The 22,723-nt window shown below is 72.5% G+C and carries 19 protein-coding genes and 1 pseudogene; 7 read left to right on the plus strand and 13 right to left on the minus strand.

Annotation, left to right across the window (positions count from 1 at the left end; translation table 11 throughout):
• The first annotated feature begins 2 nt into the window (after positions 1 to 2).
• Complete coding sequence (locus BFF78_RS12375; protein WP_193433445.1) at positions 3 to 536, plus strand: cupin domain-containing protein; 534 nt, start codon at positions 3 to 5, stop codon at positions 534 to 536.
• Between the two features lie 176 nt (positions 537 to 712).
• A complete protein-coding gene (locus BFF78_RS12380; RefSeq protein WP_069783540.1) occupies positions 713 to 1,123 on the plus strand; it encodes a rhodanese-like domain-containing protein in 411 nt (136 codons plus the stop codon).
• Between the two features lie 48 nt (positions 1,124 to 1,171).
• On the opposite strand, the gene recX is transcribed toward BFF78_RS12380, so the two are convergent.
• A complete protein-coding gene (gene recX, locus BFF78_RS12385) occupies positions 1,172 to 2,041 on the minus strand; it encodes a recombination regulator RecX (RefSeq protein ID WP_069778385.1) in 870 nt (289 codons plus the stop codon).
• A gap of 3 nt (positions 2,042 to 2,044) precedes the next feature.
• Positions 2,045 to 3,172: a recombinase RecA gene (recA, locus tag BFF78_RS12390; protein ID WP_069778386.1), complete on the minus strand. Its 1,128-nt coding sequence runs from the start codon at positions 3,170 to 3,172 to the stop codon at positions 2,045 to 2,047.
• Positions 3,173 to 3,484: 312 nt separating this feature from the next.
• Here recA and BFF78_RS12395 point away from each other — a divergent pair, with 312 nt between their 5' ends.
• Positions 3,485 to 4,231 carry a hypothetical protein gene (locus tag BFF78_RS12395; protein ID WP_069778387.1) on the plus strand — a complete coding sequence of 249 codons (747 nt, stop codon included), beginning with the start codon at positions 3,485 to 3,487 and terminating at the stop codon, positions 4,229 to 4,231.
• A 486-nt stretch (positions 4,232 to 4,717) separates the two neighbouring features.
• On the opposite strand, the gene BFF78_RS12400 is transcribed toward BFF78_RS12395, so the two are convergent.
• Positions 4,718 to 4,912: a DUF3046 domain-containing protein gene (locus tag BFF78_RS12400; RefSeq protein ID WP_069778388.1), complete on the minus strand. Its 195-nt coding sequence runs from the start codon at positions 4,910 to 4,912 to the stop codon at positions 4,718 to 4,720.
• 80 nt (positions 4,913 to 4,992) lie between these two features.
• On the opposite strand from BFF78_RS12400, the gene BFF78_RS12405 reads away from it, so the two are divergent.
• Positions 4,993 to 5,937, plus strand: coding sequence for a hypothetical protein (locus BFF78_RS12405; RefSeq protein ID WP_079161280.1), 945 nt, complete (start codon positions 4,993 to 4,995; stop codon positions 5,935 to 5,937).
• A 29-nt stretch (positions 5,938 to 5,966) separates the two neighbouring features.
• Here BFF78_RS12405 and BFF78_RS12410 read toward each other — a convergent pair whose 3' ends face one another.
• The 3 genes from BFF78_RS12410 to BFF78_RS12420 are packed head-to-tail and all read right to left on the minus strand — an operon-like array spanning position 5,967 to position 8,058.
• Positions 5,967 to 6,275 (minus strand): AzlD domain-containing protein, encoded by a 309-nt coding sequence (locus tag BFF78_RS12410; RefSeq protein WP_069778390.1) that lies wholly within the window; start codon positions 6,273 to 6,275, stop codon positions 5,967 to 5,969.
• Positions 6,272 to 7,078 carry an AzlC family ABC transporter permease gene (locus BFF78_RS12415; RefSeq protein WP_069778391.1) on the minus strand — a complete coding sequence of 269 codons (807 nt, stop codon included), beginning with the start codon at positions 7,076 to 7,078 and terminating at the stop codon, positions 6,272 to 6,274. Before BFF78_RS12415 ends, BFF78_RS12410 begins: the two co-directional genes overlap by 4 nt.
• 23 nt (positions 7,079 to 7,101) lie before the next feature.
• Entirely contained in the window at positions 7,102 to 8,058 is a 957-nt protein-coding gene (locus BFF78_RS12420) for an AraC family transcriptional regulator (RefSeq protein WP_079161282.1), read from the minus strand.
• Positions 8,059 to 8,165: 107 nt separating this feature from the next.
• On the opposite strand from BFF78_RS12420, the gene BFF78_RS12425 reads away from it, so the two are divergent.
• The 3 genes from BFF78_RS12425 to BFF78_RS12435 all read left to right on the plus strand — a co-directional run bounded on the left by BFF78_RS12425 (position 8,166) and on the right by BFF78_RS12435 (position 14,953).
• Positions 8,166 to 13,154 (plus strand): ATP-dependent helicase, encoded by a 4,989-nt coding sequence (locus BFF78_RS12425; RefSeq protein ID WP_069778392.1) that lies wholly within the window; start codon positions 8,166 to 8,168, stop codon positions 13,152 to 13,154.
• Between the two features lie 66 nt (positions 13,155 to 13,220).
• Positions 13,221 to 14,066 carry an Fpg/Nei family DNA glycosylase gene (locus tag BFF78_RS12430; RefSeq protein ID WP_069778393.1) on the plus strand — a complete coding sequence of 282 codons (846 nt, stop codon included), beginning with the start codon at positions 13,221 to 13,223 and terminating at the stop codon, positions 14,064 to 14,066.
• Positions 14,067 to 14,188: 122 nt separating this feature from the next.
• Positions 14,189 to 14,953: an SDR family NAD(P)-dependent oxidoreductase gene (locus tag BFF78_RS12435; protein WP_069778394.1), complete on the plus strand. Its 765-nt coding sequence runs from the start codon at positions 14,189 to 14,191 to the stop codon at positions 14,951 to 14,953.
• On the opposite strand, the gene BFF78_RS43140 is transcribed toward BFF78_RS12435, so the two are convergent.
• From BFF78_RS43140 to BFF78_RS12465, 7 genes and pseudogenes are all read right to left on the minus strand, one after another.
• Positions 14,901 to 15,179: a hypothetical protein gene (locus BFF78_RS43140; RefSeq protein ID WP_079161804.1), complete on the minus strand. Its 279-nt coding sequence runs from the start codon at positions 15,177 to 15,179 to the stop codon at positions 14,901 to 14,903. The two genes, BFF78_RS12435 and BFF78_RS43140, sit on opposite strands and share 53 nt — an antisense overlap.
• A 302-nt stretch (positions 15,180 to 15,481) precedes the next feature.
• A complete protein-coding gene (locus BFF78_RS12440; protein WP_069778395.1) occupies positions 15,482 to 15,856 on the minus strand; it encodes a helix-turn-helix domain-containing protein in 375 nt (124 codons plus the stop codon).
• Positions 15,857 to 15,965: 109 nt separating this feature from the next.
• Positions 15,966 to 16,511 (minus strand): CinA family protein, encoded by a 546-nt coding sequence (locus BFF78_RS12445; protein ID WP_069778396.1) that lies wholly within the window; start codon positions 16,509 to 16,511, stop codon positions 15,966 to 15,968.
• Positions 16,508 to 17,266, minus strand: coding sequence for a CDP-diacylglycerol--glycerol-3-phosphate 3-phosphatidyltransferase (gene pgsA / locus BFF78_RS12450; RefSeq protein WP_069778397.1), 759 nt, complete (start codon positions 17,264 to 17,266; stop codon positions 16,508 to 16,510). The genes BFF78_RS12445 and pgsA overlap by 4 nt, the downstream gene beginning before the upstream one ends.
• Entirely contained in the window at positions 17,263 to 18,735 is a 1,473-nt protein-coding gene (gene rimO, locus BFF78_RS12455; protein WP_069778398.1) for a 30S ribosomal protein S12 methylthiotransferase RimO, read from the minus strand. The genes pgsA and rimO overlap by 4 nt, the downstream gene beginning before the upstream one ends.
• A gap of 93 nt (positions 18,736 to 18,828) precedes the next feature.
• The gene (locus tag BFF78_RS12460) at positions 18,829 to 19,671 is read right to left on the minus strand and encodes a helix-turn-helix domain-containing protein (RefSeq protein ID WP_069778399.1); all 843 of its coding nucleotides are present in this window, start codon (positions 19,669 to 19,671) and stop codon (positions 18,829 to 18,831) included.
• Positions 19,672 to 19,950: 279 nt separating this feature from the next.
• Positions 19,951 to 22,688 (minus strand): annotated as a pseudogene (locus BFF78_RS12465) (DNA translocase FtsK).
• Positions 22,689 to 22,723 lie beyond the last annotated feature (35 nt).

Raw genomic sequence — 22,723 nt, forward strand, 5'->3', positions numbered from 1 at the left:
ACGTGTCTGTGTCCCCTGTTCCCGTGTCCCCTGCCGTCGGTTCTGGGCCGACCCAGGCGGACCTCCTCGACTTCGTACGGCGCACCGCCGCCGACGCCGAGCTGATCGCCTCCCTCCCGCTCGATCCCGAGGGCCGCACCTGGGTGCGGCTCGAAGGTCCGGGTGGCAGCGAGGCGTGGCTGATCGGCTGGCCGCCCGGTACCGGCACGGGCTGGCACGACCACGCCGACTCGGTCGGCGCCTTCCTCACGGCTTCCGGCGTCCTCAAGGAGAACTCGCTCGCCGCCCGGCTGCCGACCGACGGCTGGAAGACCCTGGAACTCACCGCGGACATGGACCGCGAACGCCGACTGCCCGCCGGCGAGGGCCGCTCCTTCGGCCGCCACCATGTCCACGAGGTCCTCAACGAGTCCCGGGACGAGCACGCGATCTCCGTGCACGCCTACTACCCGCCGCTGCCGCGCATCCGCCGCTACAGCCGCGCAGGCCAGGTGCTCCGCCTGGAGCAGGTCGAACGCCCGGAGGACTGGCAGTGAGCGGCACGGATGAATCTTCGGCAGGTGCTGATGTGGTGACGGCCGGCGGTGGCCCGGCCGCGAGAGCGGCGGGCGGTGGCGTGGTGGTGAGCGGCGACGCGAACGAGAAGCCGGTGGGCGGCACCGGGGTGACGGCAAGCGGCGGCACCTGCGAGGAGCCGGCGGACGCAGGGACGGTGGCAGTCGTGACTGAACGGCCGGTGGGCATCGACGAGTTGCTGGAGCGAGTGCGCTCGGGTTACCGGCGCATCGAAGCCCAGGAGGCGCACAAGGCGGCGCGGACCGGCGAGGCGCTGCTGGTCGACATCCGGTACGCGGCCCTGCGCGAGCGGGACGGGCTGATCCCCGGGGCGCTCGTCGTCGAGCGCAACGAGCTGGAGTGGCGCCTCGATCCCCAGGGCAGCCACCGCGTACCCGAGGCCACGGGTCACGATCTGCGCGTCGTGGTCTTCTGCAACGAGGGCTACGCCTCCAGCCTCGCCGCCGCGTCTCTCCACCAGCTGGGCCTGCACCGGGCAACCGACCTTGTGGGCGGCTTCCAGGCCTGGCGGGCGGAGGGGCTGCCGGTGGAGCCGGTGGACGCCTGAGCGGTCCGCACGAACCCCCGCTCGTCTTCCAGCCTTGCTGACCAACCGTCAGTAGTCCGAGTCCCCCAGGAACTCCGTGTCCTCGCCTTCTTCCTCCAGTGCCTGGCGGACGACACGGAGGGCCATGCCCTCGGGGTAGCCCTTACGGGCGAGCATGCCGGCGAGGCGGCGGAGCCGCTTGTCTCGGTCGAGGCCACGGGTGGCGCGGAGTTTGCGGGCGACGAGCTCGCGGGCCGTCGCCTCCTCCTGCTCGGAGTCGAGCTGGGAGACCGCCTCGTCGATCAGCGCCGAATTGACTCCCTTGGTGCGCAGCTCCTGGGCGAGCGCTCTGCGCGCGAGTCCCCGGCCGTGGTGCCGGGACTCCACCCAGGCGTCCGCGAACGCGCTGTCGTCGATCAGCCCGACCTCCTCGAACCGCGACAGCACCTCCTCGGCCACGTCCTCGGGGATCTCCCGCTTGCGCAGGGCATCCGCGAGCTGTTTGCGGGTGCGCGGGGTCCCGGTGAGCAGGCGCAGGCAGATCGCCCGTGCCCGCTCAGCCGGGTCCCCTGAAGACTCCCCCCGCTCGGCCCTCGACGAGGAAGGGGGGCCTTCGTCCTCACCGGGCGCGTCCCCGAAGCCGCGCCGCCGCCGGCCGCGCTCCCGGCCGCCCCGCGGACCGACGCCGCCGCCGGAGCCACGGCCGGGCGAGCCGCCCCCGTACGGCTCGGCGCCCGCGTCGCCCGGGTGAGCGCCGCCGCCCCCCGCGTATCCGCCGGTTCCGCGGTACTCGCCCTGCCCGCCGTGACCCTCGTGACCGTCGTCCGGGTATCCGTCGTCCCCGCCCGGCGCGGAGTCCGGGTGGCCCCCGGTGCCCCTCCCCCGTGGGGCACCGGGGGTGGCGTACTCGTACTCGGCCCAGTCGGTTCGTCGTGTCACGGGTCAGCTCTTGGCTGCGGCGGCCTTGGGCTTGGTGGCCTTGGCGGCGGCCGGGGCGGGCGCCGTCTTGGCGTCGTCGGCGGCCGCGGTGGTGACCGCGGCGTCCGCGCCCGGCTCGGCGGCGGGCTCCTCCGGCCGGACACCCACGCCCAGCTTCTCCTTGATCTTCTTCTCGATCTCGTTGGCGAGGTCCGGGTTGTCCTTGAGGAAGTTGCGCGCGTTCTCCTTGCCCTGGCCGAGCTGGTCGCCCTCGTACGTGTACCAGGCGCCGGCCTTGCGGACGAAGCCGTGCTCCACGCCCATGTCGATCAGGCCGCCCTCGCGGCTGATGCCCTGGCCGTAGAGGATGTCGAACTCGGCCTGCTTGAAGGGCGGGGCGACCTTGTTCTTGACGACCTTGCAGCGGGTGCGGTTGCCGACCGCCTCCGTGCCGTCCTTCAGGGTCTCGATGCGGCGGATGTCGATGCGCACCGAGGCGTAGAACTTCAGCGCGCGGCCACCGGTGGTGGTCTCCGGGGAGCCGAACATCACGCCGATCTTCTCGCGGAGCTGGTTGATGAAGATCGCGGTGGTCTTGGACTGGTTGAGCGCGCTGGTGATCTTCCGCAGGGCCTGGCTCATCAGGCGGGCCTGCAGACCGACGTGGCTGTCGCCCATCTCGCCCTCGATCTCCGCGCGCGGAACGAGCGCGGCGACGGAGTCGATGACGATGAGGTCGAGGGCGCCGGAGCGGACCAGCATGTCCACGATCTCCAGGGCCTGCTCGCCGTTGTCCGGCTGGGACAGGATCAGGTTGTCGATGTCGACGCCGAGCTTGCGCGCGTACTCGGGGTCGAGGGCGTGCTCGGCGTCCACGAAGGCGACCTGGCCGCCGGCCTTCTGGGCATTGGCCACGGCGTGCAGTGTCAGGGTCGTCTTACCGGAGGACTCCGGTCCGTAGATCTCCACGACACGGCCGCGCGGCAGGCCGCCGACGCCGAGGGCGACGTCGAGTGCGGTCGACCCGGTCGGGATGACCTCGATGGGCTCCTTCGACCGCTCGCCCATGCGCATGACCGCGCCCTTGCCGAATTGCCGTTCAATCTGTGCGAGCGCGGCGTCGAGCGCCTTCTCGCGGTCGGTTCCTGCCATGGGTTCCACCCGGTTTGCTTGAGTCGATCGCTTCACGTCAAAGACGCTATCCCCTGCCACTGACAATGCGCCCCGACGCAGGCCCAGCCTGTGGATAACCGAGGGACTTCCTCGCGCAAAACGGGACGAAATCCACTGCCGAAAGCCTCGCCTGAGCCTCCATGAGAATGGATGTTCGATTTTCGTGTCAAGCGCACCGCACGGCACGCGGAACCCCTTCTTCAGCATCGGGCGCCGCTACTCCCGGCGGTGTACGGCGGGTGTCTTCGGCCGGACGACGACCGCGAGGGCCGCCCCCGGGAGCCTTGGCCCATGAAGAATCCGCGCGCCGCCGACCGCTTCTGTCACGCAACCGGACTGGTCCTCGTCCTGTCCGGTCTCCTGCACCTGGTGGTGTTCGCGGTCGACGGGGGCCCGTGGGACGGCCCCGTCTCCTGGCGCAAGCCCGTCACCTTCGGGCTCTCCTTCGGGCTGACGCTGCTCGCGATCACCTGGGTCACGTCGTACCTGCGCATCGACCCACGGCTGCGCTCGGCCCTGCTGCTCGTCTTCGCCGCCGACTGCGTGGCGGAGGTCGGCGGGATCACCCTCCAGGCGTGGCGCCGGGTGCCCTCGCACCTGAACATGCAGACCCCCTTCGACACGGCGGTGTCCATGACGCTCGCGGCGGGCGGCGGTGTCCTGGTCGTCCTGCTCATGGTCTTCGCCGTCGCGTCCTTCCGGCACCGGCCACAGGGCCCCGCCGACATGCCGCTCGCGGTCCGCTCCGGGTTCGCGATCCTGCTGGTGGCGCTGGCCTCCGGGGCGGCGATGATCGCGCGCGGGGTCGTGCTGACCAGGACCGGCCACCAGGAGGCCGCCTACCACTCGACGGCCCCGCTCAAGCCGCTGCACGGCGTGAGCCTGCACGCCGTACTCGTCCTGCCCGCGCTGGCCTGGCTGCTGTCCCGTTCACCGTGGACCGACCAGACCCGCAGACGGATCGTGGCCACGGCGGTCGGCTGCTACGCGGCGGCGGTCGCCGGTGCGGGGGTGTGGGCGGTGCTGACGTACCGATGACAGGGCCGAGGCGGCACCGGCCCACGACACTCTTCTCCGTCGACGGCCCACGGGGCCCGGCCTCCGAGGCGCACCGGTTACGGCTCCTCCGGCTCGGGCTGCCGGGCGCGCGCCCCGCGTATGCGCGCAGGTATCCCGGGACCACCCGGCCCCCGGCCCCGGTGTCCGTGCACCCTGAGGTCTTGAAGGCCCATCTGCCGAGCCGGAACGCGGCGATCGGCGCGAGCGCGAGCACCTTGGCGCGCGGCAGCCGGCGCGGCATGCGGCTGCCCGGAGCGACGCCGCCGCGGCCGGTGGCCGGTCGGGCGATGTCGTGCCGGTCGGTGCCGCGTCCCCGGTCAGCGGCTCGTTGTCCTCGTCGGTGGGTGCCACGCGCCAAGTCTCGCCGATGCCACCGACAACCGGCGTCCACCTGCGATCTTCGTGACCGATCGGTGCCTGCGGCCGATCTCTGTACGGACGGATCAGGATGCTTCAGGCAGCGCGTCAGCGCCGCTCGCCCGGCACGTTCATGACCGTGCAGACCACGCGCCACACGTCCTTCGCGTCCCAGCCGGCGTCCAGCGCCTCGTGCACCGTGCGCCCGCCCAGCTCGGACATGACGTGATCGCGCGCGAAGGTGTCGGCGTACCCCGGACCGAAGTGTTCCGCCATCCGCTGCCAGAAGACCGTCAACCGCATGACTCCAGTATCCCGCCCCTGGGGGTGGGCCCCGGCCGGGACCGCTTGCCGAGACCGCTTTCCGTCCTACGGTCTGACGCATGGCCGAAACAGGAGCTCCCCCACTCCCCTCCACGCCCCCGGCGCGCTCCCCGCTCTTCCGCGCCGAGCAGTTCGTGTGGCTCACCGCGCGCGTGCTGGAACAGCGCCTCTTCGCTCACCTCTTCCTGCACGGCACCGCGGACGCGGTGGAAGCGGCACTGGACGCCTACCGGAACGACGACGGCGGGTACGGGCACGCGCTGGAGCCCGATCTCCGCGGCCCCGTCAGCCAGCCCCTGCACACCGCGCACGCACTGCGCGTGCTGGACGCCGTCGGGCGCTGCGGCGGGCAGCGGGTGGAGCGCGTGTGCCGCTACCTGACCTCGATCTCCACCGCGGACGGCGCCCTGCCGGCGGTCCATCCCAGCCAGCGCGGGTATCCGGTGGCACCCTTCGTCCCGGTCGTCGACGATCCTCCCAGCGACCTGCTCGCCACAGGACCGGTGGTCGGGCTGCTGCACCGCAACGAGGTGTGGCACGCCTGGCTGTTCCGGGCCACCGACTTCTGCTGGCAGGCCGTGGAGTCCCTGGAGAAGTCCCACCCCTACGAGGTGGAGGCCGCCGTGGCCTTCCTGGACTCCGCTCCCGACCGCTCGCGCGCGGAGGCCGCCGCGGACCGGCTCGGCCGCCTGGTGCGCGAGCAGCGGCTCGCGGCACTGGACCCGGACCGGCTCGACGCGTGGCCCGTCGCTTCCGGCTACGCCCCGGGCGAGCACCACTTCCCGCACGACTTCGCCAGGAGCCCGGAGTCCGTCGCACGCGCGTGGTTCACGGACGACGAGATGGCACGCTCCCTGGACCACCTGGCCGCCGGGCAGCGGGACGACGGCGGCTGGCCGATCCTCCGGCGCCGGTGGGCTCCGGCCCCTGCCCTGGAGTCACGCCCCCTGGTGACGATCGAGGCGCTGCGCACGCTGCGGGCGTACGGCCGTTTCGTGGGCTGAGCCGGCGTGGCTCCGGCGTCGGTGCCGCGTCACCCTCCGAGGGCCCGTACGCCCGCCGTCACCACCACGGCAGCCGCCACGACCAGCAGGAACGGCGCGCGCAGCACCAGCGCCACGGCTGCCGCGCCGAGCCCGGCGACCCTCGCGTCCAGCACGAGCGCGTGCCCGTCGGCGAACGTCTGCTGAGCCGTGAGCGCGGCGAGGAGGGCGACGGGCAGCAGGGCGGCGAGCCGCCGTACGAACGGCCGCTCCATGGCACCCGCGGGCACCAGCAGCCCGGCGAGCTTGACGGCGTAGCAGCCGAGGGCGGTCAGGCCGATCGCGATCCAGGTGTTCACCGGTCCTCCTCCGGGTCCGTCGATCCGCCGGCCGCACGGGACTCCGGTGGTGCGCCCCGTTCCTGCGCAGCGCCGATGTCCTGTCGGCCGCGCCCCGCACGGCGGCCCTCGGCGACGAGGGCGATCGGTGCGGCCAGTGCCGCCACCAGGACCGGGACGCCGGCCGGCAGGACGGGCAGCAGAGCGAGGCCCAGCAGGACCGCGAGGCCCGCGACCGCGCGCTCGGTGGTCGTCTTCAGCATCGGGGCGAGCAGGGCCAGGAACACGGCGGGCCCGGCCGCGTCCAGGCCCCACGCGCGCGTGTCGCCGATGGCCTTGGCACCGAGCGCGCCGAGCAGCGTGGTGAGGTTCCAGAGCACGTACAGCGTGAGCCCGGTGACGGTGAAGCCGATGCGCCGGGCGCGCCGGGTCGGCTGCGCCAGGGTGACCGCCGTGGTCTCGTCGATCACCCACTGGGCGGCGAACGGCCGTACCGCGCGCGGGAGGGCGAGCAGTTGCGAGAGCCGCAGCCCGTAGAAGGCGTTGCGCACGCCGAGGAAGAAGGCGCCGGCGGCCGCCGTGAACGGACTGCCTCCGGCGGCGAGCGCTCCGACGAGGGCGAACTGGGAGGCGCCGGTGAAGACCAGGAGGCTGAGCGCGCAGGTCTGGAGCAGTCCGAGCCCGCTGCCGGCCGAGGTCACCCCGAACGCGAATCCGGACAGGCCCACGGCGACGCCGACGCCGAGGGCGTCGCGTACGACCGCCCTGTCGGGCTTCTCCGCGTCGTCGGCGGTCAGGTCCGCGAGTGCTGTCCGCTGTGCCACGCCCCGGACGGTAAGGGCGTCCCTCAGTCCCGGTCTTGTACGTTCTTGCGCCCGTGCTCACGGGCCGTCTCCCGCTCGCGCTCACGGACCGGCTTCCGCCCGGGTACGTTCAACCGCTCGCGCTGGTAGGCCCCCGGTGGCACGCCGACGATGCGGGTGAAGTGCCGGTTGAGGTGGGGCTGGTCGGTGAAGCCGACGGCCACGGCCGCCTCGGCAGGCGGCGATCCCCCGTCCAGCAGGAGTCTCGCGCGGCGCACGCGGGCGTCGGTCAGCCATGTGTGCGGCGGCATGCCGTAGGCGTCACGGAATGCCCGCAGCAGCGCGAACGGGCCGGTGCCGAGGTCCGCGGCCAGCCGCTCCAGGGTCGGCGGCTCGGCCATCCGCTCGTCCAGCACGGCACGCGCGCGTGCCGCGACAGCGGCCCCGGCCGTGCGGACCGGCCGCTGTGGCAGCGGGCCGCCGTTCAGCCGCAGCAGCCTGGTGACGGCGACCCGCAGCAGCGTGTCGGCGGCCAGCGCGTTGCCTTCGTCGGCGGCGCGGAGGACTTGGTGGACGAGGCGGACGGTGTAGGGGTCGTCGAGGACGGGGCTGACGAAACCCGGGGTCCCCCGGAGGGTGGTGGTCTCGGCCGCGATCGCGGCGACCACCTCGGGCGAGGGGTAGAGCGCGCCGTACCGCCAGCCCTCGGGGACGCCGGCGCGGCCGGTGTGCGCGGTGTCGGGGTTGACCAGGGCGAGGGCTCCGGCGGGGACGTACACGTCGGAGCCGCGGTGGTGGAAGACCTCGACCCCGTCGGCTATGGCCGCGATCACGAAGTGCTCGTGGGTGTGCCGGACGAAGGTCCTGTGGACGTACCGGGCCCGCAGCAGGTCCACGCCCGGCAGGTCGTCGTAGCGCCAGTGCCGCGCACGCTCCACCGGCCGACGCCCGCCCGTCTGCCCGTCCGTCCGTTCCTCGTCCCGCCGAGCTCCACCGGCCATACGCCCATTCTCCGCGCCACCGCCCGCGACCGGCCCCGCCCGCTCTCCGCCGCACGATGTTTTCCCAGGTCAGCGCGATTGTCAGTGGCCGGGTGCAGGATGGACGCATGGTCAGCTCCGCACATCGAGCCCTCGACGGCTTCTCCCCCGCGACCCGCGGCTGGTTCACGGGGGCGTTCTCCGCGCCCACCGCGGCCCAGGCCGGCGCGTGGCAGGCCATCGGCGCGGGCTCGGACGTGCTGGTGGTGGCCCCGACCGGCTCGGGCAAGACGCTGGCCGCGTTCCTCGCCGCCCTGGACCAGCTGGCCTCGACGCCGCCCCCGGCCGACCCGAGGAAACGCTGCCGGGTTCTGTACGTGTCCCCGCTGAAGGCCCTCGCGGTCGACGTCGAGCGCAACCTCCGCAGTCCGCTGACCGGCATCCGCCAGGAGTCCGTGCGCCTGGGCCTGCCCGAGCCCGAGGTCCGGGTCGGCATCCGCTCCGGCGACACCCCGGCGGCCGAGCGCCGCGCCCTGTCCACCCGCCCGCCGGACATCCTGATCACCACCCCCGAGTCGCTGTTCCTGATGCTGACGTCGGCCACGCGCGACGCGCTGACGGGTGTGGAGACGGTGATCCTGGACGAGGTGCACGCGGTCGCGGGCACCAAGCGCGGCGCCCATCTCGCGCTCTCCCTGGAGCGGCTCGACGAGCTGCTGCCGCGGCCGGCCCGCCGGATCGGTCTGTCGGCGACCGTCCGCCCGGTGGACGAGGTGGCCCGGTATCTCTCGCCGCGCCGCAAGGTGGAGATCGTTCAGCCGGAGTCCGGCAAGGAGTTCGACCTGTCCGTGGTCGTCCCGGTCGAGGACATGGGCGAGCTGGCAGGCTCCCCGGCGGCGGACGCGACCGAGGGCGCCGAGCGGCCGTCGATCTGGCCGCACGTGGAGGAGCGGATCGCCGACCTGGTCCAGGCCCACCGCTCCACGATCGTGTTCGCCAACTCCCGGCGCCTGGCCGAGCGGCTGTGCAACCGGCTCAACGAGATCGCCTACGAGCGGGCGACCGGCGAGACCCTGGAGGAGCACCACTCCCCGGCCCAGCTGATGGGCGGCTCGGGCGCCGCCCAGGGCGCGCCCCCGGTGATCGCCCGCGCGCACCACGGCTCGGTCTCCAAGGAGCAGCGCGCCCTGGTCGAGGAGGACCTGAAGGCGGGCCGGCTGCCCGCCGTGGTCGCCACGTCCAGCCTGGAGCTGGGCATCGACATGGGCGCCGTCGACCTGGTCGTGCAGGTCGAGTCCCCGCCCTCGGTCGCCTCCGGGCTGCAGCGCGTCGGCCGCGCGGGGCACCAGGTGGGGGCCGTCTCCACCGGTGTCGTCTTCCCCAAGTACCGCGGCGACCTCGTCCAGGCGGCCGTGGTCACCGAGCGGATGCGCTCGGGCTCGATCGAGTCCCTGAAGGTGCCCGCGAACCCGCTGGACGTGCTCGCTCAGCAACTGGTCGCGATGACGGCGCTGGACACCTGGCAGTTCGACGACCTGCTCGCCCTGGCCCGCCGTGCGGCACCCTTCGCCTCGCTGCCCGAGTCGGCGTTCACGGCGGTCCTCGACATGCTCGCGGGCCGCTATCCGTCGGACGCGTTCGCGGAGCTGCGCCCGCGCGTGGTGTGGGACCGAGTGACCGGCGAGATCACCGGCCGTCCGGGCGCCCAGCGCCTCGCCGTCACCTCGGGCGGCACGATCCCCGATCGCGGCCTGTTCGGGGTCTTCCTCGCCGGTTCCGACCCCAAGAAGGGCGGCGGCCGGGTCGGCGAGCTGGACGAGGAGATGGTCTACGAGTCCCGGGTCGGTGACGTCTTCACGCTGGGCACGAGTTCCTGGCGCATCGAGGACATCACCCGCGACCGGGTCCTGGTCTCCCCCGCGCCGGGCGTGCCGGGCCGGCTCCCCTTCTGGAAGGGCGACCAGCTGGGCCGCCCGCTCGAACTGGGCCGCGCGGTGGGCGCGTTCCTGCGCGAGGTCGGCTCGCTCCCCAAGGACGACGCCCGGCCGCGCCTGCTGGCGGCGGGCCTGGACGCCTGGGCCGCGGACAACGTGCTGTCGTACCTGGACGAACAGCGGGAGGCCTGCGGGCATGTCCCGGACGACCGCACGATCGTCGTGGAGCGCTTCCGCGACGAGCTGGGCGACTGGCGGGTCGTCGTCCACTCCCCCTTCGGCGCCCAGGTCCACGCCCCCTGGGCCCTCGCCCTCGGCGCCCGCCTGTCCGAGCGGTACGGCATGGACGCGCAGGTCATGCACGCCGACGACGGCATCGTGCTGCGCCTGCCCGACGCCGACCTGCTGGGCCTGGACCTGCTCGACCAGGAGCCCGTGAAGGCCGGCTCGGAGTACGACAGCGAGCAGGCACCCGTCGGCGCGGCGGACGTCTCCTTCGACAAGGGCGAGGTCGACCAGATCGTCACCGACCAGGTCGGCGGCTCCGCGCTGTTCGCCTCCCGGTTCCGTGAGTGCGCCGCCCGTGCGCTGCTGCTCCCGCGCCGCACCCCCGGCAAGCGCACCCCGCTGTGGCAGCAACGCCAGCGTGCGGCCCAACTGCTCCAGGTGGCGAGCGAGTTCGGGTCATTCCCGATCGTCCTGGAGGCGGTCCGCGAGTGCCTCCAGGACGTCTTCGACGTCCCCGGGCTGGTCGAGCTGATGGGTGACATCGAGTCCCGCAAGGTGCGCCTGGTCGAGGTCACCACCCCGGAGCCGTCCCCGTTCGCCCGCTCCCTGCTGTTCGGGTACGTGGCCCAGTTCCTGTACGAGGGCGACTCGCCCTTGGCCGAGCGCCGGGCCGCCGCTCTGTCCCTGGACTCCCGGCTGCTGGCCGAGCTGCTGGGCCAGGCGGAGCTGCGTGAACTGCTCGACGCCGAGGTGCTGACCGAGCTGGAGCGCGAGCTGCAGTGGCTCACCGAGGACCGCCGGGTCAAGGACGTGGAGGGCGTGGCCGATGTACTGCGGCTGCTCGGCCCGCTGAGCGACGCCGAGCTGGCCGAGCGGGGCGCGGACCCGCAGTGGGCGCGGGAGCTGGCGGGTGCCCGCCGGGCCATCAAGGTCCGGATCGCGGGCGCCGACCACTGGGCGGCGGTCGAGGACGCGGGCCGGCTGCGCGACGCGCTCGGCACGGCACTGCCGGTCGGCGTGCCCGAGGCCTTCACCGAGCCGGTCAAGGATCCGCTGGGCGATCTCCTCGCCCGTTACGCCCGCACCCACGGCCCGTTCACGTCGGCCACGGCGGCGGCCCGTTTCGGCCTGGGCGTGGCGGTCACCGAGGGCGCCCTGCAGCGGCTCGCCGCGAACGGCCGGGTGGTGCAGGGCGAGTTCCACCCGGCGGGCATCGGCCAGGAGTGGTGCGACGCGGCCGTACTGCGCCGCCTGCGCCGCCGCTCCCTGGCGGCCCTGCGGCACGAACTGGAGCCCGTGCCGCCGGCCGCGCTCGCGCAGTTCCTGCCGCAGTGGCAGCACATCGGCAAGGGGCACGGTCTGCGCGGCATCGACGGACTGGTGCGCGCCATCGAGCAGTTGCAGGGCGCCTCCGTGCCCGCCTCCGCGCTGGAGAAGCTGGTCCTGCCCTCCCGCGTGGCGAACTACACGCCCTCGATGCTCGATGAACTGACCTCGGCCGGCGAGGTGGTGTGGACGGGCGCGGGCGCCCTGCCCGGCAAGGACGGCTGGGTCTGCCTCTATCTGGCCGACGCGGCGCCTGTGCTGCTCCCACCGCCCCACCCCCTGGAGCTGACCGCGCTCCACCGGTCCGTCCTGGACGCGCTCTCCGGCGGCTACGGCCTGTTCTTCCGGCAGATCGCCGACCAGGTCCGTGCCACCACCCACCCCGACGTCACCGACCCCCAACTGGCCGACTCGCTCTGGGACCTGGCCTGGTCGGGTCGGCTCACCAACGACACCCTCGCCCCGATGCGCTCCCTGCTGGGCTCGGGCCGTACGGCGGGGTCGACCGCCCACCGCGCCAAGCGCAGCGTCCCGCGCGGACGTTACGGCTCGCTGACGGCCGCCGCGCGCACCGCCTCGCGTACGGGACCGCCGACCGTCGCCGGCCGCTGGTCGCTGCTGCCCTCGGCCGAGCCGGACACCACCGTGCGTGCCCACGCGCTGGCCCGCACCCTCCTGGACCGGCACGGCGTGGTCACCCGTGGGGCGGTCGCCGCGGAGGGGATCGAGGGCGGCTTCTCGGCGGTCTACCGCGTGCTGTCCGCGTTCGAGGAGAGCGGCCAGGCGCGGCGCGGCTATGTGGTCGAGGGCCTGGGCGCGGCTCAGTTCGCCATGGACGGGGCGGTGGACCGGCTCCGCGCGGTGTCCAACGCCCGGGACCGGAACGAGGGCCTGCCCACGCCCCGCCAGAACGGTTTCCCAGGTGGTCCCGACGGCTTTGCCGAGCCGGGCTTCCCGAACGGCTTCGGCGGAAGCAACGGCACCCCGCACGACCGAGCCCTTCCCGGCGCCTTCGAGGAAGGCGACAGCGGATTCGCCCACCCCGGGCTCGACGGTGACTTCACCTGGCCACCGGCGGACCCCCCGCCCGCCCCCGGCGAGTACGTCTCGCCGCGCGACCTCGCCGACCCCTTTGCCTCCCCCGGCTACGGCGGCCCCCGAGGAGGCGGAGCCGGCGCCTACGGCTCACCGGCGCACCGCGGGTACGGCGGCGGTCGTACGAGCACGTCCTCGCCCGACCCCCGTGCCGTGGTCCTCGCCGCGGCCGACCCCGCGAATGCCTACGGCGCGGCGCTCTCCTGGCCCGAGCCACCGACCGGTGCCGGGCACAAGCCGGGCCGCAAGGCGGGCTCGCTGGTCGTCCTGGTGGAGGGCGAGCTGACGCTGTACATGGAGCGCGGCGGCAAGACACTGCTGGCCTGGCCCGCCGCCCCGGACACGGCGGCCCCGGACGACCCCCGCCTGCGTACGGCCGCCGAGGTCCTGGCCGCCGCGGCCCGCGCGGGCTCCCTCGGGACGGTCACGGTCGAGCGGATCAACGGCGCCCAGGCCCTGACCTCCCCCATAGGCGCGCTGCTGGAAGGAGCCGGCTTCGTGGCCACACCGCGCGGCCTGCGCCTGAGAGCGTGACCGCCGCCACGAGCCCCGCCACCACCGCCGCGCACCCGCCTCACCCGACCGTGGCACTCTGGACGCATGCCCGAAGGTGACACGGTCTGGCAGGCCGCGAGGCGGCTGCACGAGGCCCTCGCGGGCAAGGCGCTGACCCGCAGCGACTTCCGGGTGCCGAAGTACGCGACGGTCGATCTCACCGGCCGTACGGTGCTCGGCACGATCCCGCGCGGCAAACACCTGCTCACCCGGTTCGAGGGCGGCCTGACCCTGCACACCCATCTGCGGATGGAAGGCACATGGAAGGTGTACGGCGCGGGCGAGCGCTGGCGGGGCGGTCCGGCGCACCAGATCCGGGTGGTCCTCGGCACCGCCGACCGCACGGCCGTGGGCTACCGCCTACAGGTCCTGGAGTTGCTGCGCACCAGCGAGGAGGAGCAGGTCGTCGGCCACCTGGGACCGGACCTGCTGGGCCCGGACTGGGATCCCCGGCGCGCTCTCGCCAACCTCCTCGCCGATGCCGCCCGACCGCTCGGTGAGGCCCTGCTCGACCAGCGCAATCTCGCCGGCATCGGCAACGTCTACAAGAGCGAGCTGTGCTTCCTGCTGGGCGTCACCCCGTGGCTGCCGGCCGGCGCGCTGCCCGCGGACCGCGCCGAGCAACTGCCCGTGCTCGCCAGGAAGCTGCTGGAGGCGAACCGCGACCGCCCGGTCCGCCAGACCACGGGCCTGCCCCGGCACGACCTGTTCGTCTACGGCCGCGCACCCCGCCCCTGCCTGCGCTGCCACACCCCGGTCCGCGTGGCCGACCAGGGCGACGGCTCCCAGGAACGCCCCACCTACTGGTGCCCCTCCTGCCAGACGGGCCCGGCCCCCGCCCCCGGCTCACCACAGCGCTGGCGAGACCGCTACCCCCGCCGCGCCGGCTGACCCGCCCTGCCCCGCCCGCACCCACACCCGCACCCATCCGCGCCCCGGCCCCCTCCGTGCGCCTCGCGCCAATCAGCTCCCACTAATTGACGATCCGTCAGAAGCGCTCGTACCGTCGCAGCATGCCCCTCACGGCGTACGACCTCACCGAACGCACCGCATTCGTCACCGGAGCCGCCGGCGGTATCGGCCGGGCCTCCGCCGTTCTGCTCGCCGAGGCGGGCGCGACGGTGCACTGTGCCGACCGGGACGCGGACGGTCTGCGCGGCACGGCGGAGATGATCGAGAAGCGCGGCGGCACGGCCCGTACCCATGTCCTGGACGTCGCCGACCGGGCGGCGCTGGCCGAGGCAGTGCAGTCCTGTGAGCGCCTGCACGTGATGGCCGCGATCGCCGGGATCATGCACAGCAGCCCCGTACTCGAGACCCGTGACGAGGATCTCGACCGTGTGCTGAACGTCAACTTCAAGGGCGTGCTCCACGCCTGCCAGGAGGCGGCCCGGCTGATGCTGGCCCATGACACGCGGGGCAGCATCGTCACCATGGCCTCCGGCGCGGTCGACACCGGCGGAGCCGGGCTGCTCTGCTACGGCGCCGCGAAAGCGGCCGTGGTCCAGCTGACCAAGACGCTGGCCACCGAGGTCGGCCGGCACGGCATCCGGGTCAACGCGGTCGCGCCGGGCTGGATCCGCACCCCGATGACCGACCGCCACGACCGCGAGGCGCAGGCGCACACCGAGGGCATGATGGCCCGGATGGCGCCACTGGGCCGGGTCGGCGAGCCGGACGATGTCGCGCACGCGGTGCTGTATCTGGCGTCGGACGCGTCGGCGTTCACGACGGGTCAGATACTTCGCCCGAACGGGGGTGTGGCGATGCCCTGGTGACGTCCCCCGCCCGCCAGGCGGCCACCCAGCGCCCCGTCGGCACGGCCCCGTCCGCCCGCCCCTTGGGCACACAGTGCACCGGCAGCAGGCTCAGCCCCCATCCGCCGGCCGCGACGGCGCCTTCCAGGACGCCCGCGCCCTGCCCGAGGGTGATCCGCAGCACAGCCCACCACCACACGGCGCCGAGCCCCAGCCCGACCGTCCAGCGCACTGTCCGCGCCACCATGGCCGCCACCACCTCCTGCGGGACGCTAGACCGCCGCCCGCCCGGCACGGGAGGCGCACCAAGGGCTCACGGATGCAGCACCCGAAACAGCCCGTCCGGCGCCTGAGGACGAGGCCGAAGGGCCACCAGCGGGGACCCATCCCTCCACCATGACCGCACCCCCCAAGTCGGGCAAATGGACGTAAATGTGACAGAACACACATATGCGGCCGATAAAACGAAAACCCCGGCCACGCTCCTCAGGTTGATCCCGAGAAACCCGGCCGGGGCCTCACACGTTCGCTAAGCCGCGCACACGTACGTCACGCGGCGACCACGTCCACCGCTTCCGCGGGCGCCTTGATGGTCACCCGTTCCGGCGGCACACCGGTCACCGACACCGAACCCAGCATCGGACGGACCGACGTGGGCACAGGCTCGGTGGCCGCTGCGGACTGGGCCAGTTCGGCGAGCGCCAGCTCGTCGCTCACTTCTCGCATGAGTTCCGACATCCGTACGTCCAGCGCGTCGCAGATGGCGGCGAGCAGTTCGGAGGAAGCCTCCTTCTGCCCCCGCTCCACCTCGGAGAGATAGCCGAGTGAGACTCGGGCGGACGAGGAGACTTCGCGCAGAGTACGGCCCTGGCGTTGGCGCTGCCGACGCAGCACGTCACCCAGCAGGCGACGGAGCAGAATCATCGGTGGCTCCCTCCTCGGACCGCGTAGCCGCATCCTTCTCGCCCCACCGTACCGCCTCGCGCCGCGGCCGTGCGGGGAGCGATGTCGTGTTCACTCTGGGCTGCAAACATCAAAACCCCCCGTTCCGTTCCGTATCCTGTGCCCGCTCATTCCCAGTCTGTTCGCCCGCAAGCTGCCCGAGGAGACTCGCGAGTACGCTCCGTACACTCTCCATACGGATTTCCGCACGGCTGCCGTTCAACCGCAGGGCCTCCACTTTTCCGCCACCGGCAGAACCGGAGTAGTCGGTGAGCGGCCCGTCGACGGCCACGAAAACCGTCCCGACGGGCTGGCCGTCCTGTGGTTCGGGCCCCGCGACACCGGTCGTCGCGATGCCCCAGTCGGCGCCCAGAGCTTTCCGTACTCCGGCTGCCATCTGGCCCGCGACCTGCGGATCCACCGCTCCTCGCTGCCTCAGCAGGGTGGCGTCGACGCCCAGCAGCTCATGCTTCAGCTCGGTGGCATAGGCGGTCACCGAACCCCGGAACACCTTGGACGCTCCGGGAACCGAAGTGATCTCCGCCGCCACCAGGCCACCGGTGAGCGACTCGGCGACGGCGAGGGTCTCGCCCCTCACAGTCAGTAGTCGCACCAGTTCGGTGGCCTGTGAGCTCACGCTTCCTTCTCCTCCAACGCTGCCGCGCGCTCGGCGATTCCCCGTCGGCGCAGCACAATGGCTTGTCTTACGTAGTCGAGGCCGGTGACGACGGTGAGAACGACCGCCACGGCCATCACCCAGAACCTCAAAGTGGCCAGCCACCCCGTCAGCGCCAGGACGTACATCCCCACCGCCACGCCCTGGGTGAGCGTCTTGAGCTTGCCTCCACGGCTGGCCGGGATCACGCCGTAGCGAATGACCAGAAAACGCAGCAGCGTGATGCCGAGTTCCCGGCCGAGGATCACGGCCGTCACCCACCACGGAAGATCGCCCAGGGCTGACAGACAGATGAGCGCCGCCCCCATGATCGCCTTGTCGGCGATGGGGTCGGCGATCTTCCCGAAGTCGGTGACCAGGTTGTACGTACGCGCCAGATGACCGTCGAACAGGTCGGTGATCATGGCGATAGCGAAGGCCGCCCAGGCCACCGCGCGCCAGGCCGGGTCATAGCCGCCGTTCGCCAGCATCAGCGCCACGAAGCCCGGGACCAGGACCAGCCGCAGCATGGTCAGCAGATTGGCCACGTTCCAGACGCTCGCCTGGTTGACGGCCGCGGCCGCGATCTTGCCGCCGCGCGGTGTCCTGCCGCCGTTCTCGGGGCCGGAAGCAGTACCGGAGACCTCGGACGCCGCGCCGTCGGCAGGGGCGGCGGAACCCCGTGCGCCGTGCGCGCCGGAGGAGCCACCCGCGGCGGATGCCGGGACTCCGGTCATCTGCCCGCCTCCTCACTACACGCGAGCGAGCCGGTCAGCGGCTCGGCCACCAGGTCGACACCTTCCGTACCGACCACCTTCGCCTCGACCATACGTCCGGCACTCAGGCCTTCGCCGCTCGTGAGCAGCACCTGGCCGTCGGTCTCGGGCGCCTGGTGCGCGGCGCGGCCGTACACGCCCTCTTCCTCGTCGACGGACTCGACCAGGACGTGCACCGTTTCCCCGACGCGCTCCTCGGCGCGCTGCGAGACGAGCTCCTCGGCCAGGCGGGAGACCCGGGCCAGGCGCTCGGCCACGACGTCCTCGCCGAGCTTGTCGTCGTAGGTCGCCGCCTCGGTGCCCTCCTCGTCGGAGTAGCCGAAGACACCGATGGCGTCCAGGCGGGCGCCGTTGAGGAAGCGCTCCAGCTCGGCCAGGTCCGCCTCGCTCTCGCCGGGGAAGCCGACGATGAAGTTGGAGCGCACGCCTGCCTCGGGTGCCTTGCCGCGGATGGTGTCGAGCAGTTCCAGGAACCGGTCGGTGTCGCCGAAGCGGCGCATGGCGCGCAGCACGTCGGGCGCGGAGTGCTGGAAGGACAGGTCGAAGTACGGGACGACCTTCGGGGTGGAGGTCAGCACGTCGATCAGGCCCGGACGCATCTCGGCCGGCTGCAGGTAGCTCACGCGCACCCGCTCGATGCCGTCGACCTCGGCGAGCTCCGGCAGCAGGGACTCCAGCAGGCGGATGTCGCCCAGGTCCTTGCCGTAGGAGGTGTTGTTCTCGGAGACCAGCATGATCTCCTTCACGCCCTGCTCGGCCAGCCAGCGGGTCTCGTTCAGCACGTCACTGGGGCGGCGGGAGATGAAGGAGCCGCGGAAGGACGGGATGGCGCAGAAGGAGCAGCGGCGGTCGCAGCCGGAGGCGAGCTTCACCGAGGCGACCGGGGAGCCGTCCAGGCGGCGGCGCAGGGGCGAGCGCGGGCCGGAGGCGGGCGCCACGCCGTCGGGCAGGTCGGCCGGGCCGTGTCCGGGCAGCGCGATGGACGCGGCCGATTCCTGCCGCTCGGCCGGGCTGATCGGGAGCAGCTTGCGGCGGTCGCGCGGGGTGTGGGAGGCGTGGATGCCGCCGGACAGGATGGTCTGCAGGCGGTCGGAGATGTCCGCGTAGTCGTCGAACCCGAGCACGCCGTCGGCCTCGGGCAGCGCCTCGGCCAGCTCCTTGCCGTACCGCTCGGCCATGCAGCCCACCGCCACGACGGCCTGGGTTCTCCCATGATCCTTGAGGTCGTTGGCCTCGAGGAGGGCGTCGACGGAGTCCTTCTTGGCGGCTTCCACGAAGCCACACGTGTTCACCACGGCGACATCGGCGTCCGCGGCGTCCTCGACGAGCTGCCAGCCGTCCGCCTCCAAACGGCCTGCGAGCTCCTCCGAGTCCACCTCGTTACGGGCGCAGCCGAGAGTGACGAGTGCGACGGTACGGCGTTCAGGCATGGGCTCAAGACTACTTCGTCTCACTGACAGCCCACGTCGACGGGGTTGGCCGATCTTGGCCGACCCCGTCACACACGCTCACCCGGAGGCGCCTCAGCCCGCCACCGGGTCGCCCTTCGTGTAGGTGAGGCGCTCCACCTGACCCGGCTGGAAGTTGTCGTCGATCTTCTTGCCGTTGACGTACAGCTCGATCGCGCCGGCGTCGCCGAGGATCAAGTTGATCTTGGAGCTGTCCTGGAAGGTCTTGGACTCGCCCTTCTTCAGCAGCCCGTCGAAGAGCATCCGGCCGTTGTGGTCCTTGGCCGAGATCCAGCTGCGTCCGTTCGGCGCGCTGACCTGGACGGTCACCTTGTCCTGGGGCGCGGCCGCGATGGCGCTGTCGGAGGGCGCGGTGCTCGGCGGGGCGGGCTTGTTCTTCGTGGGTGTGGGCGAGACGGGCTTGCTGGTGGCGGGTGTGGCGCCCTCGGCGACATGCGCCTTGGCGTCGCTACCGTCGCCGCCGCCCTTGACCGCGGTGAACCCGACGAAGCCGATCACGACGACGATGGCGGCGACCATCGCCGCGGTCCAGTTGGGCCCGCGCCGCTCCGGACGGATCCGCTCGGCCTCGAACAGAGGTGCGGCCGGGGTGGGCGCGGGACGGCCGCCGTGCTCGTCGTCGTACTGCTCGATCAGCGGCCCGGGATCGAGGTGTACGGCCCTGGCCAGCGTGCGGATGTGCCCGCGCGCGTACACGTCACCGCCGCAGGGGCCGAAGTCGTCCGCCTCGATGGCGTGGATGATGGCGATACGGACACGAGTGGCGGCGCTGACGTCGTCCACGGTGAGCCCGGCCGCGATCCGCGCCTGCTGCAGGGCGCGGCCCACGGAGGCACGGGCTTCCTGGGACTCGTCTTGGAACGGACGCTCGTCTTCGGGGGAGTTGCCGATGGACACGGGGGGCGCCTTTCGAGCGTGTAGCCACCTGTGCTGGAAGCTCAGTCTAGGGGGGGTACGAAAGGGTGGGGCAACCGGGCGGTCGAACTTTGTACGCCAACGGAATGGCCCGACAATCCGGTGGCTGGACAGGCGGCTACCCCATACTGGGACGCTTAACTGTCCTCTCGCTCAACTTGACGTGCGACAAAGGGAAACGGTTGCTCGCCGATCGCTAACGGGTGGGTCACGGCGACCGGCCGTCCGGCGTAACCCGAGCTGACCGGACGGCTCTTCGTACTATCCCTCAGATTCACCGCGAATCAGTGCGAGCACGCCGTCCAGCTCGTCCGGTTTCACCAGAACGTCCCGCGCCTTGGATCCCTCGCTCGGACCCACGATGTTGCGCGACTCCATGAGGTCCATGAGCCGCCCGGCCTTGGCGAAGCCGACGCGCAGCTTGCGCTGGAGCATCGAGGTCGACCCGAACTGGGTGGAGACGACCAGCTCGGCCGCCTGGCACAGCAGGTCGAGGTCGTCGCCGATGTCCTCGTCGATCTCCTTCTTCTGCTTGGTGCCCACCGTGACGTCGTCCCGGAAGACCGGTGCCATCTGGTCCTTGCAGTGCTGGACCACGGCCGCCACCTCGGCCTCGGTGACGAACGCGCCCTGCATACGGGTCGGCTTGTTCGCGCCCATCGGCAGGAACAGGCCGTCGCCCTTGCCGATCAGCTTCTCGGCGCCGGGCTGGTCGAGGATGACCCGGGAGTCGGCGAGCGAGGAGGTGGCGAAGGCCAGCCGGGAGGGCACGTTGGCCTTGATCAGGCCGGTGACCACGTCGACCGACGGGCGCTGGGTGGCGAGCACCAGGTGGATGCCGGCCGCACGGGCGAGCTGGGTGATGCGGACGATCGAGTCCTCCACATCGCGCGGGGCGACCATCATCAGGTCGGCCAGCTCGTCCACGATCACCAGCAGGTACGGGTACGGCTGCAGCTCGCGCTCGCTGCCCTCGGGCGGCTTGACCTTGCCCTCACGGACGGCCTGGTTGAAGTCGTCGATGTGCCGGTAGCCGTAGGCGGCGAGGTCGTCGTAGCGCAGGTCCATCTCGCGTACGACCCACTGGAGCGCCTCGGCTGCCCGCTTGGGGTTGGTGATGATCGGCGTGATCAGGTGCGGGATGCCCTCGTAGGCGGTCAGCTCGACGCGCTTGGGGTCGACCAGGATCAACCGGACGTCCTCGGGGTCGCCCGCATCATGACCGAGGTGATCAGGCAGTTGATGCAGGACGACTTGCCGGAGCCGGTCGCGCCGGCGACCAGCATGTGCGGCATCTTCGCCAGCGAGTGCATGACGTACCCGCCCTCGACGTCCTTGCCGAAGGCGACCAGCATCGGGTCGTCGTCCTCGGCGGACTCCGCGAGGCGCAGCACGTCGCCGAGGTTGACCATCTCCCGGTCGGTGTTCGGGATCTCGATGCCGACCGCGGACTTGCCGGGGATGGGGCTGATGATCCGCACGTCCGGGCTGGCGACGGCGTACGCGATGTTCTTGGTCAGCGCGGTGATCCGCTCGACCTTCACGGCGGGGCCGAGCTCGACCTCGTAGCGGGTGACCGTCGGGCCGCGGGTGAAGCCGGTGACGGCCGCGTCCACCTTGAACTCGGTGAAGACCTGGGTGAGCGAGGCGACGACCGCGTCATTGGCCTCGCTGCGCGCCTTGCCGGGGCCGCCGCGGGTGAGGAGGTCCAGCGACGGCAGCGAGTAGGTGACGTCCCCGGAGAGCTGGAGCTGCTCCGCGCGCGGCGGCAGGTCGCGGGGCTCCTCGGGGGCCTTCTTGGTCAGGTCGGGGACGACCCCGGCCGTGAGCTTCTCCTGCTTGGGGCGCGCGGCCGGGACGGGCGACGGCGCGGGAGCCGGCGCGGGCGCGGGGGTGGGTACCGGAGTCGTCTCCTCGCGGTCACCGATGCTGACGCCCTGAGTGAGGTCGGCGACCAGCGGGGAGGGCGGCATGCCGTGCAGCACCGCGCCGTCGAGCGCGGCCGCGGCGGCCGCGGCGACGTCCACCGCGTCCATCCGGCGCTGCGGATCCGGCTGGGGCACCGCGGAACGCCTGGGGCGGCCACGGCGCTGCGAGAGGGCCTCCTCCTCCGCGCTGTCCGGGTCGTACGCCCGGGGGGCGGACGAGCGCTTACGGGGGCGCGCGGGCAGCGCCTCGCGCCACTGGTCGTCGTAGCGCTCGTCGTCCTCGGTGTACTCCTCCGCCTCGTGGTCGTGCAGCACGCCCAGGCGTACGCCGAGCGCACGCAGCCGCTGCGGGATGGCGTTGACCGGGGTGGCGGTCACCACCAGCAGCCCGAAGATCGTCAGCAGTGCCAGCAGCGGTACCGCGAGCACCTTGGTCATGGCGTACGTCAGCGGGGTGGCCGCCGCCCAGCCGATGAGGCCGCCGGCGTCCCTTATGGCCTGCATCCCGCCGCTGCGGGCGGGCGAGCCGCACGCGATGTGCACCTGCCCGAGCACGCCGATCACGAGCGCGGACAGGCCGATCACGATCCGCCCATTGGCCTCCGGCTGCTCCGGGTGCCGGATGAACCGTACGGCGATCACCGCGAGCAGTATCGGCACCAGCAGGTCGAGCCGGCCGAAGGCGCCGGTGACGAGGATCTCGACGAGGTCGCCGACGGGGCCCTTCAGGTCGGCCCAGGTGCCGGCGGCGACGATCAGCGCGATGCCGAACAGCAGCAGCGCGATGCCGTCCTTGCGATGGGCCGGGTCCAGGTTCTTCGCGCCCCGCCCTATGCCACGGAAGACGGCGCCGACGGCGTGCGCGAGGCCCAGCCAGAGGGCGCGCACGAGCCGGTACACGCCCCCGGTGGGGCTGGGTGCCGGCTTCGGCGCGGCCTTCTTGGCCGGGGTCTTCTTGGCGGGTGCCTTCTTGGCCGCCGCCTTCTTCGCTGCGGCCTTCTTCGCCGGAGCCTTCGCGGGAGCGGCCTTCTTCGCGGGCTGCTTCTTGGCTGCGGAGGGACGTGAGGCCATAGGTGTGAGGTTACCGGGGGAGACGACAGCGGACA

It is taken from the genome of Streptomyces fodineus (assembly GCF_001735805.1).
Lineage (GTDB): Bacteria > Actinomycetota > Actinomycetes > Streptomycetales > Streptomycetaceae > Streptomyces > Streptomyces fodineus.